This window comes from Streptomyces dioscori (genome assembly GCF_003024195.1).
Lineage (GTDB): Bacteria > Actinomycetota > Actinomycetes > Streptomycetales > Streptomycetaceae > Streptomyces > Streptomyces dioscori.
This window is the reverse complement of sequence record NZ_KZ679038.1, coordinates 81,072-94,480: the sequence shown is the minus strand read 5'-3', so window position 1 is coordinate 94,480 and position 13,409 is coordinate 81,072. Positions and strand designations below refer to the sequence as shown.

The 13,409-nt window shown below is 71.2% G+C and carries 10 protein-coding genes; 4 read left to right on the top strand and 6 right to left on the bottom strand.

The genetic code is table 11. The features are described from left to right. Positions 1-91: 91 nt before the first annotated feature. Both C6Y14_RS00435 and C6Y14_RS00430 read left to right on the top strand, forming a co-directional pair. Positions 92-2,506, top strand: a complete 2,415-nt coding sequence (locus C6Y14_RS00435) for a sensor histidine kinase (protein WP_225890813.1) — start codon at positions 92-94, stop codon at positions 2,504-2,506. Further along, entirely contained in the window at positions 2,503-3,159 is a 657-nt protein-coding gene (locus C6Y14_RS00430; protein ID WP_199854579.1) for a response regulator transcription factor, read from the top strand. The genes C6Y14_RS00435 and C6Y14_RS00430 overlap by 4 nt, the downstream gene beginning before the upstream one ends. Before the next feature lie 54 nt (positions 3,160-3,213). On the opposite strand, the gene C6Y14_RS00425 is transcribed toward C6Y14_RS00430, so the two are convergent. The 6 genes from C6Y14_RS00425 to C6Y14_RS00400 form a co-directional block, all read right to left on the bottom strand. Further along, positions 3,214-5,958, bottom strand: a complete 2,745-nt coding sequence (locus C6Y14_RS00425; RefSeq protein WP_107014405.1) for a helix-turn-helix transcriptional regulator — start codon at positions 5,956-5,958, stop codon at positions 3,214-3,216. 124 nt (positions 5,959-6,082) lie between these two features. Beyond that, positions 6,083-7,585: a multicopper oxidase family protein gene (locus C6Y14_RS00420; RefSeq protein WP_107015097.1), complete on the bottom strand. Its 1,503-nt coding sequence runs from the start codon at positions 7,583-7,585 to the stop codon at positions 6,083-6,085. Between the two features lie 114 nt (positions 7,586-7,699). Next, a complete protein-coding gene (locus C6Y14_RS00415) occupies positions 7,700-9,655 on the bottom strand; it encodes a DUF6461 domain-containing protein (RefSeq protein ID WP_107014404.1) in 1,956 nt (651 codons plus the stop codon). Between the two features lie 169 nt (positions 9,656-9,824). Beyond that, entirely contained in the window at positions 9,825-10,190 is a 366-nt protein-coding gene (locus tag C6Y14_RS00410) for an ArsR/SmtB family transcription factor (protein ID WP_107014403.1), read from the bottom strand. Between the two features lie 165 nt (positions 10,191-10,355). Beyond that, entirely contained in the window at positions 10,356-10,730 is a 375-nt protein-coding gene (locus C6Y14_RS00405) for a hypothetical protein (RefSeq protein ID WP_107014402.1), read from the bottom strand. Positions 10,731-10,973: 243 nt separating this feature from the next. Then, a complete protein-coding gene (locus C6Y14_RS00400) occupies positions 10,974-11,180 on the bottom strand; it encodes a hypothetical protein (protein WP_107014401.1) in 207 nt (68 codons plus the stop codon). Positions 11,181-11,646: 466 nt separating this feature from the next. Here C6Y14_RS00400 and C6Y14_RS00395 point away from each other — a divergent pair, with 466 nt between their 5' ends. Further along, the gene (locus tag C6Y14_RS00395) at positions 11,647-12,078 is read left to right on the top strand and encodes a WhiB family transcriptional regulator (protein ID WP_107014400.1); all 432 of its coding nucleotides are present in this window, start codon (positions 11,647-11,649) and stop codon (positions 12,076-12,078) included. Positions 12,079-12,272: 194 nt separating this feature from the next. After that, positions 12,273-13,208, top strand: coding sequence for an AfsA-related hotdog domain-containing protein (locus tag C6Y14_RS00390; RefSeq protein ID WP_107014399.1), 936 nt, complete (start codon positions 12,273-12,275; stop codon positions 13,206-13,208). Positions 13,209-13,409: the final 201 nt, after the last annotated feature.

The following is a 13,409-nucleotide window of genomic DNA, read 5'->3' as shown; positions in this document are numbered from 1 at the left end:
ACGCGCGAGACAGGGGACGAGACCCCCTTGCGCCGCGGCCGTTGGCGAGGCGTGTTCTGCCTTGATCGCGGGTCAACTACCCTTGTTCTCCATGGGGCATGGGGGATACGGGGGGAACGGCGAGGAAGCCGCGGAGCCGATGGGCCGCCCCGGGTCCGGCGAGCGCCTGGTCATCCTGGCCCTGGAGCGGTTCGGGGTGTGGCTCCGGTCCATCGTGGTCTGTCTGTGCGGTGCGCTGGGCATCGTGTCGGCGGATACGGCGGACATTCCCCTGGCGGTGTGTCTGCTGGTGCCCGCTTTCCTCGCCTGTGGTGTGCGCCTCTACGCGCTGCGCCGCCCGCACATGTTCCCGCTCGCCCTGCTGTGGACGTTGGACGCGGCCGTGGTGGTGTTGACGGGGCTGTCGCAGCCGGTGATCGGCGGCGAGTCCGCGAACGTGATGGTGGAGGCGATGGTCGGCATCAGCGTCGTCGCCTTCCAGTACGAGTGGGCGACGCGACCGCCGGCCGGGGCCGCCCTTGCCGTGTTGGGGGCTGCCGTCTGCGTGCTGGGCGACATCCTCTCCTCGCCCGGGGACGGCCTCGACGTCGTACCCCTGGTGCGCATGCTCATCCAGGTGTGCCTGTCGAGGGCTGCCTATCTCATCGTTCGGGCACTGGCCCGGGCGGCCGACCGGTCGGCCGCCGTCAGGGCCGCGGCGCGCCGGGAGAGGGAAGTCGCCGCCGCACGCAGGGCGAGCGAGCGCGAGTACCTGGCGACCCTGCACGACACGGCGAGCGCGACGCTGCTGATGGTCTCCCAGGGCGACGGCCGGGACTGGTCGTGGCTGCCGCCGCGCGCGAGGCAGGATCTGGAGGCCATGTCCGCCGTGCCCGGGTTCGAGACGGGGAGCGTCGATCTCGCGGCTCTTCTGGGCTGTGTGCCGGAGGGCGAGGGACAGGCCAGGGTGCGGCTCAAGACGCGTATCGAAGGCCCGCTCGCGATTCCGTCCGGTCCCGGGCTCGCGATATTCAACGGGGTCCGGGAGGCCGTCACCAATGTGGCACGCCATGCCGGGGTGCGGGAGGCGCAGCTCAGGGCATGGACGGAGGGGGACGGCGCCGTCGTCGAACTGTCCGACACGGGACGGGGCTTCGACCCGCTGGCCGTCCCCGCGCGGCGCCGGGGCATCTCCGGTTCCATCGTCGCCAGGATGCACGCGGTCGGAGGCACCGCCACGGTCACCTCCCGTCCGGACGACGGGACCCGCGTGCAGTGGCGCTGGCACGGCCCGACCGGCGCGTCACAGGCAGGGCACGGAACACAGGTGCCCGGCGTACCGCGCCCGCCCCGTGCCCAGGCACAGCACACGGCCGACGTCCGCTTCATCCGCGGGCGGCTCCTGCGCGGGACCCAACTGGCCGTGCTGCTGATCAGCCTGGTGTGGCAGTTCACCATCTCGCTGCGCCGGCTCGTGGTGCACCAGGACGTGTACCGCCCCGCGTGGGCACAGACGGCCTCCTTCGTGTGTCTGGCCGTCGTAGCGGTGGTCGGGGGCGCCTATCTGCTGCGTGGCAGGCGGCTCCCGCCGACAGTGCGGTGGGGGAGCCTGGGGTCGGTGCTGGCCGTTTCGGCGGTCTGCGCGTTCACCCTTCCGGCAGAGCTGTCGACAGGCGCGCCCGACTGGGCGTTCGGCCTGGTCGGCTGGCATGCGCTGTTCCTGCTGGCAGACCTGCGGGTCAGGGTGTTCGCGGCGTTCCTCGGGGCGCATGTGGGGCTCAACGCGACCGCCGTGTTCCTGTCGGGGGCGCCGAGCGCCGCCCAGTGGGCCACGTTGGGGATCTCCACGATAGGCAGCTGCGGCTTCCAGCTCTCCGTCGGTGTGCTGATGTCGTACCTGCTCCACGGTACGGCGCCGGCCGCGGGGACCGCCGCCGCACAGGAGGAAGAGATGCGTACCCGGGAACGTATCCACGAGGACATGCAGCGTGACCACAAGGAGCGCTACCGCGCGCTGACGGCGACGACCGTGCCGCTGCTCGTGGGCCTCGGTCACGGTGTGCTGAGCCCGCACGACGAGGAGGTCAGGCTGCGGTGCGGCGTCGAAGCCGCCCGTATGCGCCGCCTGTTCGCCGAGGGCGACGCGGTCCTGGACCCGCTGCTGAACGAGTTGCGGGCGTGCGTGGAGGTGGTCGAGCATCGGGGGGTGACGGTGAGCCTGTCCGTACGAGGCAAGCCGGGGGAGGTGCCTGTGGAGGTGCGCAGGCGGCTGATCGACCCGGTGGCGGTGACCCTGGGCCGTACCCGCTCGACCGCGCGGGTGACTGTCGTGTGGACACCCCGAGCGGTACGCGTCAGCGTGGTCAGCGAGGACTGTGCCGGCGGCCGGGACACGGAAGAGGCCGCTGAGGCACACAGCGGTGCCACGAACGCGAAGGTGGACGTGGCGCGAACGACGCGGGGCGGAAGTGTGTGGGTGGAGGCGGGCTGGAGCAGACCGGCGATCTCCGGAGTTGACCTCACATGAGTGACAACGCACCGGTCAGCGTGGTCGTCGTCGACGACCATCCCGCCATCCTCTCGGGAGTGGAGGCGTGGTACGCCGCCTCACGAAGACCCATCACCGTGGTCGCGGCCGGCGACTCCGTACGCGAAGCCTGGACCCCGCCGGGCAGCACGGCCGACGTCGTCGTCCTGGATCTGCAACTGGCCGAGGGCGGACCGGCCTTCGGCAGTCTTCGCCGACTCGTCGACGCCGGGCGGCAGGTGATCGTCTATTCGATGCGGGACGACGAGAAGACCGCGCTGAACTGCCTGGACCTGGGAGCCGCGACCTATCTGACCAAGAGTGAGGGCCGGGACCACCTGGTCGAGGCGACGCTGGCGGCGGCGGACGAGCGGCCCTACATGCCGCCCGCACTGGCCGGCGCGCTGGGCACGAACACCCGAGCCGACCGCCCCCAGCTCTCGGTGCGCGAGGAGAACGTGCTCATCGAGTGGTTCCAGTCGGAGTCGAAGGAACTGGTCGCGCAGCGCCTCGGCATCTCCGTACGCACGGTCAACTCCTATCTCGACCGGGTGCGCATCAAGTACGCGAACGTCGGCCGGCCCGCCCGGACCAAGGCGAGCCTGGTCGCCCGCGCCATCCAGGACGGACTGGTCGACGTGGGCGACCTCTGAGCGGACGTCCTGAGCGGCCTGAACAGGTGCAGGTGCAGGGGGCCGGTGCCGTGCTCAGAGCGATCTGTCCGCGGAGCGCAGATCGGGCCGGTCCCTGAGCCGGCGTCGGGAGTTGATGCCCAGCTTGCGGTAGACACTGCGCAGGTGAGCGTCCACGGTGCGGGGACTGATGAACAGCCGTGAGGCCACTTCTTTCGAAGTCGCGCCCGTGGCGACCAGCCGCGCGATGTGCAGTTCCTGCATGGTGAGCTGGTCGCGGGCGAAACCGGTGCGGCTGCGCGCCGCCTCTCCCGTGGCACGCAGCTCGTCGGCGGCCCGCCGGGTGAACGCCTCCAGCCCGGCACCCGAGAACAACTCGTGCGCCGTACGCAGATGGGGCCGGCAGTCCTGCCTACGGCCCCGCCGCCGCAGCCATTCTCCGTACAGGAGGTGGGCCCTGGCCCGGTACGGGAGCAGCGGTGTGTCGGTGAGACGGTCGATCGCTTCCCGGTAGTCGTTCTCCGTTCCCTCCACCAGCCCACGCGCGTACGCCGCGATGCCCAGGCCCGAAGGGGTTCCACTGGCCCGGGTACGTTCGGTCAGCGACGCCAGCGCGGTGGCGGCCGTGGCGTGGTCACCGCACCGGACGGCAGCCTCCACCAGTTCCGGCAGGGCGAACCCGGTGACGAAGAGCTCACCGTCGGCCGTGGCACGTCGAGCGGCTGCCAGTGCCTCCTGGTACTCGGCCAGGCCGTTGTGGAGCACCGCGCTTGCCCAGTGGATGTTGGAGATGATCTGTCCCGTGGCGGTGGCTGTCGCGGTGACGGCTTCGAACAGCGCGACAGCCTCCTCGCGGCGTCCACGCATCGCGGCCAGTTGCAGCCGGTGATAGACGACAGGAGGCGCACCGGTCGCGTCGGCGATCGCCTCCTCTTCGGCGATCGTCGCCATCGCTTCGTCGAGGTCGCCGGTGAGTGCGGCGGCGGAGGCGGCCTGCGCGAGCCCGAGGCGCAGGACGAGCGGTGATCCCGATGCCCGCCCGTTCTTCAGCAGCCACTCGATGATCCGCATGTGGGTGACGGGGTCCCACAGCTCGGCCGCGAGGATGATCGCGAGCGCGGGGTGCCGGGCCCACAACGGGCCGTCCGCGCCGTCGAGTGCCTCCTTGATCAGCGGGACGGCCGCGTGGTGCCCGTCCGAGGTCAGGGTGTCCAGCGCGTCGAGGATGTCCGGGGCGTGCGGCGACGCGGTCCGGGCTTCGGCGAGGACCCTGTCCATCACACCGTTCGCGCGTCCGACGAGCAGACTCATTTCGAGCGCTTCCACATAACTCTCCCGGGAGCGCGCGGGATCGAGGAGCGCGAACCGCCGCGCGGCACGCAGCATGGCCGCCGGACCGTCGCTGTCGTCGGCCCGGGCCAGGGAGATCCGGCCCCGCAGCAGATCGGCCTCCGCCTGCTGCGACGCGTACGGACCTGAGCCCGATCCAGCTCCCGGTCCCGATCCAGCTCCCGGTCCCGATGCCGATCCTTCGACCGTCGTGAGCAGCGCGGCCGCCCTGTCGGTGGCACCCGCGTCGAGATGGGCGCGCGTGGCCGCGAGGGTCCGTTCGATACGCCGTTCGGTGTCGAGCGACAGCTCCGCAGCGCGTTCGAGGAAGGCGGCCGTGGCCACCGCGCCACCACGTGCAAGAGCGCGGGACGCCGAGCGCTCCAGCTCCGCGGCGACGTCCTCGTCCGGGACGGCGGAGGCCTGCGCGCGATGCCACGCACGCCGGTCGGGGTCGGTGACCGGGTCGGTCACTTCGGCGAGCGCGCGATGGGCCAGCCGCCGCTCGCCCGCCGCGGCGTCGTCGTACGCCGCGCTTCGAGCCAGCGGGTGGTAGAAGCGCACACGGGCGCCGAACTCGACCAGGCCGGTAGCGGCGGCGGCCGCACCGGCCGTCGCCAGGTCGATGTCGAGCCTGCGCGCCGCGGGCCACAGCAGCCCGGGATCCCCGGTCGGATCGGCACCGGCGATCGTGAGCAGGAGCCGCGCCTGCGGGGGCAGGCCGGACAGCGTGGTACGGAATCCGCGGCCGACCCGGTGTGGCACCGAGGCCGGTTCGGGCGGGGCGAACCCGCCGGCTCTGGGCAGGGCGAGCAGAGCCAACGGGTTGCCCCTGGCCTCCGCCACCAGTCGGTCACGTACCTGCTCGTCGAGCGTCTCGTGGCTCTGCCGGGCGAGCAGCGTCCTGGCGTCGGCGTCGCTCAGCCCGTCGACGTTCAGACTCGGGAGGGCCTCCAACTCCTCGTACTCGCACGGCAGTCGGGCGGCGAACACCATGGCGACCGGCTCGGCGGAGACGCGCCGGGCGACAAAGGCCAGTGCCCTGGACGAGGCCGCGTCGAGCCAGTGCGCGTCGTCGATCACGCACAGCAAGGGGTGTTCCTGGGCGGCCGCCGTGAGCAGCCCCAGCGTCGCGAGGCCGGCCCGGAACACGTCCGGGGTCCCGGACGCCAGGTCGAAGGCGATCTGCAGGGCTTGGCGCTGCTGGACGGGCAGCTCGCTCAGGCGCTCCATCACCGGGAGGCAGAGCTGGTGCAGCGCGGCGAACGGCAGCTCCGCCTCGTGCTGGGCCCCGCCCGCCCGCAGGACAAGGAAGCCGGACGCGGCCTCCTGCGCGTGTTCGAGCAGTGTGCTCTTGCCGATCCCCGCCTCACCGCTCAGGACGAGGGTGCCGCCCCGGCCTGCCCGCGCCGCGCCGATCAGCTCGGCGAGGCGCTGTGTCTCGTACTGCCTGCCGAGCAGCGGACCGCGAGTATGGGCCAACGTTTGCACAGCGCGTAGCCTACCGAGCCGGCGGCGGGCCCCGGTCCGGCCCCGGGGAACGGGCGGGTCCGGGTGGTTCCGGACGGCTCCGGGCGACGCGGGAATCGAGGACGATTTTCACGAGGAACGGTTCTCAGGAGTGATGATGTGTCCGTGGCACGACGCCGACCTTCTCGTCTTCGCCCAGGACGACGAACTGGCCCATCATTCCGTCGTCCTCGTGCTGCAACAGATGACAGTGGTACATGTACGGCGTGTTCGGATCGGTGTGTCCGCGAAAGCGCATCGCCAGCCGGTAGTGCTTCCCCTGTGCCAGCAGGACGGTGTCCTTCCAGCCGCGCAGGTGCGGGTCCGGCTTCCCGCCGTCGACGGTCAGCACCTGGAACTGCACGTCGTGAACGTGGAAGTTGTGCAGAAAGCCGTTGTCGTTGACCACGTCCCACACCTCGACCGTGCCCTCGCGGACACCGAAGTCGATACGGTCCATCGCCATCGACCTGCCGTTGATCTGGTCCGACGCGAGCACGAAGGAACGTTCCCGCGCGACCGTTTCACCGGCGAGGTCCGGTGCGGCACCGAGCGAGGCGGGGAGTGCGGCGACATCGGACAGGGCGGCCGCGGCCCGGAACTGGCAGATGTCGAGACGGTCGTCGAAGCCGTCGATCCGTCCCAGCGTGCCGCCGTACTCGGACGGGTAGGAGCGCAGTTCGACCCGCTCGCCCGGCTTGAAGGCCACCAGGATCTCCGCGCGTTCGCCGGGTGAGAGATAGAGCCGCTCGGTGGTCCACGGCTCGGCGAGCAGGCCGCCGTCGGTGGCGATGAGCGAGAAGCGCCGGTCGTCGGAGAACCCCAGGTTGTACAGGCGTGCGTTGGAACCGTTGAGCAGCCGCAGTCGTACGAGCTCGGTGGTGACGTCGACGTACGGGCCGAGTGCGCCGTTGACGAGGACCTCTTTGCCGATCACGCCCACCGAGCCGCCCAGTGGCACTCGCTTCTCGAACTGGTTGTCCCCGTCGAACGCCCGGTCCTGAACGATCATCGGGATGTCGTCGACGCCGTACTCGGACGGCAGTGTCGACGCCTCGGAGTCCTTGTCGTCGACGATGAACAGGCCGCTGAGGCCCCGGTACATGTGGTCGGCGGTCGCGCCGTGCAGGTGCGGGTGGTACCAGAGCGTCGCGGCGGGCTGGTCGACCGTCCACCTCGGCCGCCAGGTCTCTCCGGGCCCGACGACCTGGTGGGGTCCGCCGTCCATGGCCGCGGGAAGGTGCATCCCGTGCCAGTGCAGCGAGGTGTCCTCATCGAGGCCGTTGCGGACGGCGAACTCGACCTGCTCGCCGCGCCGCACGCGGATCGTCGGACCGAGATACGTACCGTTCACGCCCCAAGTGCGGGTGGTGGCACCTGCCTTGAACCGGGTCCTGCCCGCCTTGATGCCGAGTGTGAACACCCGGGCCCCCTGCGCGCCCTTCTCCGACTCCGCCAGCGGCGGAATCGGCAGAACCTTGTCGAAGTCGATCTCGCCGAACGTGTCCTGCTTCGCGGCGTAGTAGTAGATGCCGTAACCACCACCAGCGAGGACGACGGCGCCCCCGGTGCCGAACCCGAGAGCCTTCAGCGCTGTGCGTCGTTTCATGACGATCACTGTCGTGCGCCGACCGGCCCCTTCGCGTCGGTGCACATTACGTAACCTCGTCGGATCCGGGCCCGACGAGGTCGGCACGTCCTGGAACCGGGTCGGGCGGTCCGCTCACCCGAGGGCCGGCAGGATCACCCACCTCGCGGTGCCGGTCACGTCCGTCACTGTCGGCCGTATTCCGGCGGTGCGGCAGAGGAGTTCGAGGGTGTCGTCGAACGCGGCCTCCTGAGGGGCGTCGGCGTTCATCGCCGCCATGGCCGCTCGGACCTCCGAGGTGGTCGGCTCCTCGGCTCCCTCTTCGGAGTGGTCGGCCACCACCTCGCCGTCGCGGTACACCAGGAAGCTGGTGTCCGCGTTGATGCTGCGGGAGCAGGACACGGCGAAGGTGCCGAGGGAGAGCGCCGAACTGTCCGTCCCTGGGTGGCCGTTGTTTTCGACGAGCAGGGTGTGCGGGCCGAGGGCGAACGCGGCCAGGCACACGTCGTCCATGCCGGAGTCCTCGATCTCGCTCTGTGTCAGCAGGTCCGCCCAGGTGCCCGTTCGGACCTGGCCCGGGTCGGCGCCCAGGCGCAGCAGGGCCTCGTCGGGTGTCGTGTCGTGCACGACGGCGACGCAGAAGTACTCCAGACCGTTCAGCTCCTCCAGCCACGCCTCGAAGTCCTCGCCCTGCTCTGCTTCGGCGGCGTCCGCATCCGCCACGTCTTCGCCGTTGCGCCACACGACCGTGCCGTCCGCGCGGCGCAGCTGGACTTCCCCGCTTTCGACGCGCAGTTCGTCGGCCGGCCCGGCCGGCGGGGGCCGCTCGGGGTCGTCGTCGAGGGTCCGCAGCATGCCGTCCTCGTCCAGGAGCAGTCCTGGCCGCTGGGCGTCCCCCAGGTGTGCGTACCAGAGCCAGGTGCCGCCCGCTCCGAACAGCACCAGACGCTGGTCGTCATGGTGGCCGAGTACGGTGCTGCCGTCGGCGGAGGTGAGGGAGTGCCGGCGGAGTGTCTGTCCTCTGCGCAGCACCGCGCCGCGCGGCGTGTCCACGGCCGGGGCGTCGCAGGAGGTGTGTGCGTCCACCGACCACACCACGCGGCCTTCGTCGTCGAGCAGTTCCACCCGGCCGTCGTCGCGGACGGCGAGCCGCCGGGCGCCCGAACCGGCCGTGCCGGAGCGCCAGACGGGTGCGCCGTGCGGGTTGTGCACCACCAGGTCGCCGTCGGCCGTCAGCTCGGCCCATCCGCCGTCGGCCCAGTGCGTGCCGGCCGACCACACGGTCCGGTGCTCGGCGTTGCAGCGCAGCACCAGGTCGCCGTTCCCCTGGTGAACCAGGGTGTGCGAGCCGGAGGGAGAGGTCAGCGACTGGTGGCGCAGGCGCCCGCCGGCGCCGAGCTCCGGTCCGCCGTGGGCGTAGGGGGCTCCAGCGGACACGGGCGTGGCCCGGTTCGGGGCGCCCTCGTGCCACAGGACGGTGCCGGCGACATCGGTCAGACACAATGTCCGGGCCTTCACCTTGGTGCCGTTGACCGGCAGCAGGCGCCAGCCGAGCACGGTGCCCTCCTGCTCCAGCCAGTCGACCAGCGGTCCGGACAGCGCGTAGCTCCCGCCGCCGCCGTTGGGCCAGTGCTCGCCGATGCGGAGCTGTCCGTCCTGCTCTCGTACGACGGTCCGGCGCTTCTTGCCGTCGCTGAGCAGGTAAGCGTCGGCGGTGATGTCGGCCGCGGGGGCGGCGTCCCGCAGCGCCACCGCTTCGACCGGACCGGTGCGCGAGTTGGCCAGGCGCACATGCTCCCCGCTGAGCAGTTCCAGGTCGCCCGCGTCGGTGAGGATCAGGTGGTGCGCGCCGGGGGCTGCGAATCCCGAGCGCCAGATCGTCTCATGGCTGTCCCCGGCCTCGACCTGGACCTCGCCCCGGTCGCCGAGCAGCAGTCGTCCGGCGGCCCCCGCCCGCCAGGTGACCTCGTCCCGCTCGGTGTCCGTGATCACGGCGGTACCCGCGGCGTCGTAACGCAGGACGAACCGTCCGCGGGGCGCGCGCAGTTGTTCGTCTGCGTAGAGGCGGTTGAACTGGAGGAGTTCGCGCATGATGACCTTTTCGTGAGCCGGGCGCCGCAGGTGTGTCGTGCTTGATCGCATTGTGCCGGGTGCCACTGACAACCGGCCGGGCGTGGCGATCGCGGCCTGCGGCCCTGCTCCGGGGCGAGACGAAAAGGGCGGGGTGCGCCTCGACGGACGGCGAGGCGGCCGGGCGCCGTCAGGTCTTTCTGCCTGCCGGCAGGGGGGCGGCAGAGGGTTCGGTTTCGTGCACCTCGGTCAGGATCGCGTACTGCCCGGCGAGGAGTTCGGTGAGGATGCGGCGTGCGGCCTTCAGCAGGTCGGCGATGTCGCCTCCGGCGAGGGCGTAGATGACCGTGGAGCCCTGGCGGGTGGAGACGATGATGCCCGCCCGGCGCAGTACGCCCAGTTGCTGGGACAGGCTCGACGGTTCGATCTCGATGTCGGCGAGCAGGTCCCGCACCGCGACCGGGCCGTGCTGCAGCAGTTCGAGAACTCTGATGCGTACGGGGTGTCCCAGCATACGGAAGAACTCGGCTTTGGCCTGGTAGAGGGGCACTTGCACAGCCGTTCGCTCCCTACGCGTGGGCGATGGGGCCGAACGGGACTCGGTGCTCCCATCGTGTGAGAACAGTCTGTCGCACCTCGTCCCGCCGGAACCCACGGAATGGACATGTATGGATGTCGAGAGTTGCAGAACTCTTCACATCGTGGGCATGCGAAAAGAGGGTCAGACGGCGAGGTTTTCCTCCACTCGTTTGAGCTGGTGACGCGCCATCGCCAGGTTCGACCTCGCTTTGTCCATCACCAGGTACAGGAACAGGCCGTTGCCGCTTCGGCCGTTCACCAGCCGGATGACGTGGTAGTGCCGGTCGAGGGTGATCAGGATGTCCTCGATCTGGCTGGCCAGGCCGAGATGCTCCAGGGTCCGCATCTGCGCGCGGACGACATCGGTGTTACCGGCGGCGGCCACTTCTAAGTCCAGGTCCTTGCCGCCGCCGAGCACACCGAGGGCCAGGCCACTGGTGTAGTCCACGACAGCGGCTCCCAGGGCTCCCTCCACGCCGGTCATCAGCTCTTTCAGCGATACATCCACATCGGCCATGGCCTGTCTCCGTTCGTGGGCAGGGCCGGGCTGTTCCCGTCCCGTTGTGCCAGCCACGCTAGGAGCGAGACCGCGAACAAGGGCCGCATATGCATAGTTGAGCGAAAATGCAGCTGAGTCATATCTGTTGAAAGAATGCGGCCGCTTCGGCTTCGGAAATGTTGGAAGCGCCAGAGATCAGTGACGGAGTCCTCGGAGTGTCCCTGATCGAGTACTCCTCGGTGACCGAGACGGAGCAGGGCGTCATGCGACGTCGCGGCCCGAGCTCTGCATGCGGGCGCCTTCATGGGAGCCGCGCCGGCCGATGCTGCTGTGGACCAGTCGAAGGTGTCTGCCGCGGGCGTGACGTCCCGCGGACGCCGCGCGCCGCATGCCGTCCTCCAGGCGGTCCATCGCGTACAGCAGCACGGCCAGGCCCGGCAGCAGCAGAACAGCTACGGCGATCACCACACAAACCCTTCCATCAGACGACACCGCGACGGGTCTCCACCTCCGCATGCTTCACCGCGGCTCCTGTGTGAAGGTGCTGTGGGTTTCGCGCAACGACCGCATGACGCCCGGCGGGTGCCCGGAACCCGACGCTCCCGTGGCCGGGCCACCGCCCGGCGCGGCAGCTTGCCCGTCAGCCGGCCCCGGCGCCGTAACGCTGACCGCGCCGGGCGCGGGGCGGGGGAGTGTCGCGGAACACGTTGACGAGTTCCATGCCTGACGCGTGCCCCCACGCCGGTCTCCCTCACACGGGAGACCACCGTGAACCGCTCAGCCTCCGACGGCGCCCGGACGGTGAGCCGAGCGGATGACAAGTCCGTTCCGGGTGCTTACGCTGCGAGGAACCTCTGCCGGGTACGCGGCGCACTTGCGACGCCGCTATTCGGTGCTGGGCGGATGCGCCCGAACGGATCGGCAGGGGTATGCGATGGCCATCGACCACTCACGCGCGGTGACGAGCGAATGGTGCCGCCGAGCCGCATGCGTCGGTGAGGATCCCGAGATCTTCTTCCCGCTCGCCGACACGCTCGCCCCCGGACCGGAGGCGCGAGCGGCTCTGACGGTGTGCCGCCGCTGCCCCGTCCTCCTCGCCTGTCGCTCCTGGGCCATCGGCCACGGCGAGGACGCGGGTATCTGGGGAGCCACCACGGCCACCCAACGACGAGCCGTCCACCGCGCCACCGTGGAATCCGGGGCACTGCCGGCGCACCGGCGGTACCGGACGGCGCCGGGCACCGACCCGGACCCGGGCCCGGGAGAGTGCGGGGACGGGGACGGGGGCGTGGGCAGGGGTGGTGAGGCGGTCAAGGACGGGGAGAAACGCTCCGGCGGGCCGGCGACGCCTGCCGCCGCGGGGTGAGCCGCCACGACGCGCGCCGTGTGGTGCTGCCGACGTGCCTGGTGACCGGCGTCGGCCGCGCCACGCGCCGCCATCCGAGTCCTTCGCGAGGCCCACCGCATCCGTCGGCCATGAGACGGGCGAAGGGTTGGTGAACGGTGTCTCGGATCCCGGGTCCGACGCCGCGGCCGGGCCCCCGTGCCGAGGAGGCGCACATGTACGGCGCGACCACATGCGGGACCGCGGCGGCCGACGTCCCAATGGGTGGCCGCCGTGCGGACCCCGTCCGGCCGTCCGCGGACCGTGAGACCGTCGAGGACAACCCCACCTGGCGGAGCATCGGGCTGGCAACCATGGCGGCGATGCTCGTGGTGTCCCTGCGACGGGTCGGCAGCCGCGCCTTCGAGGCCCACTGCCAGTGGCCCCGGTTCCACCCGCTCAACGAACGCCACCTGCCCGTGAGCCACCATCCCCTGATCATGGTCGAGTCCGTCCGGCAGGTCGCCGTGGCCCTGGCCGCTCACCTGCCGCGGCCCGCCGGGAACCTGGAGCCCGTGTCGGTCCGGCTGGGCCTGTCCGACGCCGGACCGCCGCTGGAGAGCGGCGACGCCACCGACGTACTGCTGCGGATCGCTCTCCGCGATGTCGAGGTCGAGGACGGCCGCTGCGTGGCCCATCGGCTCACGGCCGACTTCCTGCACGCCGGTGAGCGGTTCGCCTCATGCGCGATGCGCCTCGCCCGGCCTGCGCTGCATGCACCCGAGGCGCCGGGCACCGCATCCCTGCCCGGCATGTTGTACCCCTCGGCGGCGGCGGTCGGGGCGGCCGCCGAGCCGGACGTCCTGCTGGCCCGGGGTCCGCAGGGACGCATGGCGATCGCACCACGCGACCTCGGCCATCCCGTATTTCTCGCCGGCCGGCCGTCCTGTCTTCCCGCCCTGGCGGTCCTGGAGGCCGGGCGGCAGGCGACGCTGCTGTGCTGCGGCCGTCCGGCCGCCGCGATCAGAGGACTCAGCGTCGACCTGTACGGAGCCGTGCCGCTCACCGGAGCGGTCGTCGAGCTGACTTCCTCGTCACTCGGCCCCCGCTTCGCGGTGCTCACGGCGGGACGGGTCGCCGCGACGGGCGGGGTCGGCCTGCTGCCCGCCTGAGCGGCCGCCCGCGGATGCCGCACGAGTGACCTGGTCCGGTCCGGGCCGACGCCTTCCACCTGACCATGCGGGCCGGCGGGCGGAGTCGTGTGCGACGCCGTTCATCGCATCGCATCGCAGTCCCGGGCTCTCGGTGACAGTTCCGTCCCTGATGTCGGGACCCCGGGCGGCCTGTCGCCGTTCGGGGAGTGGGGATGAAAT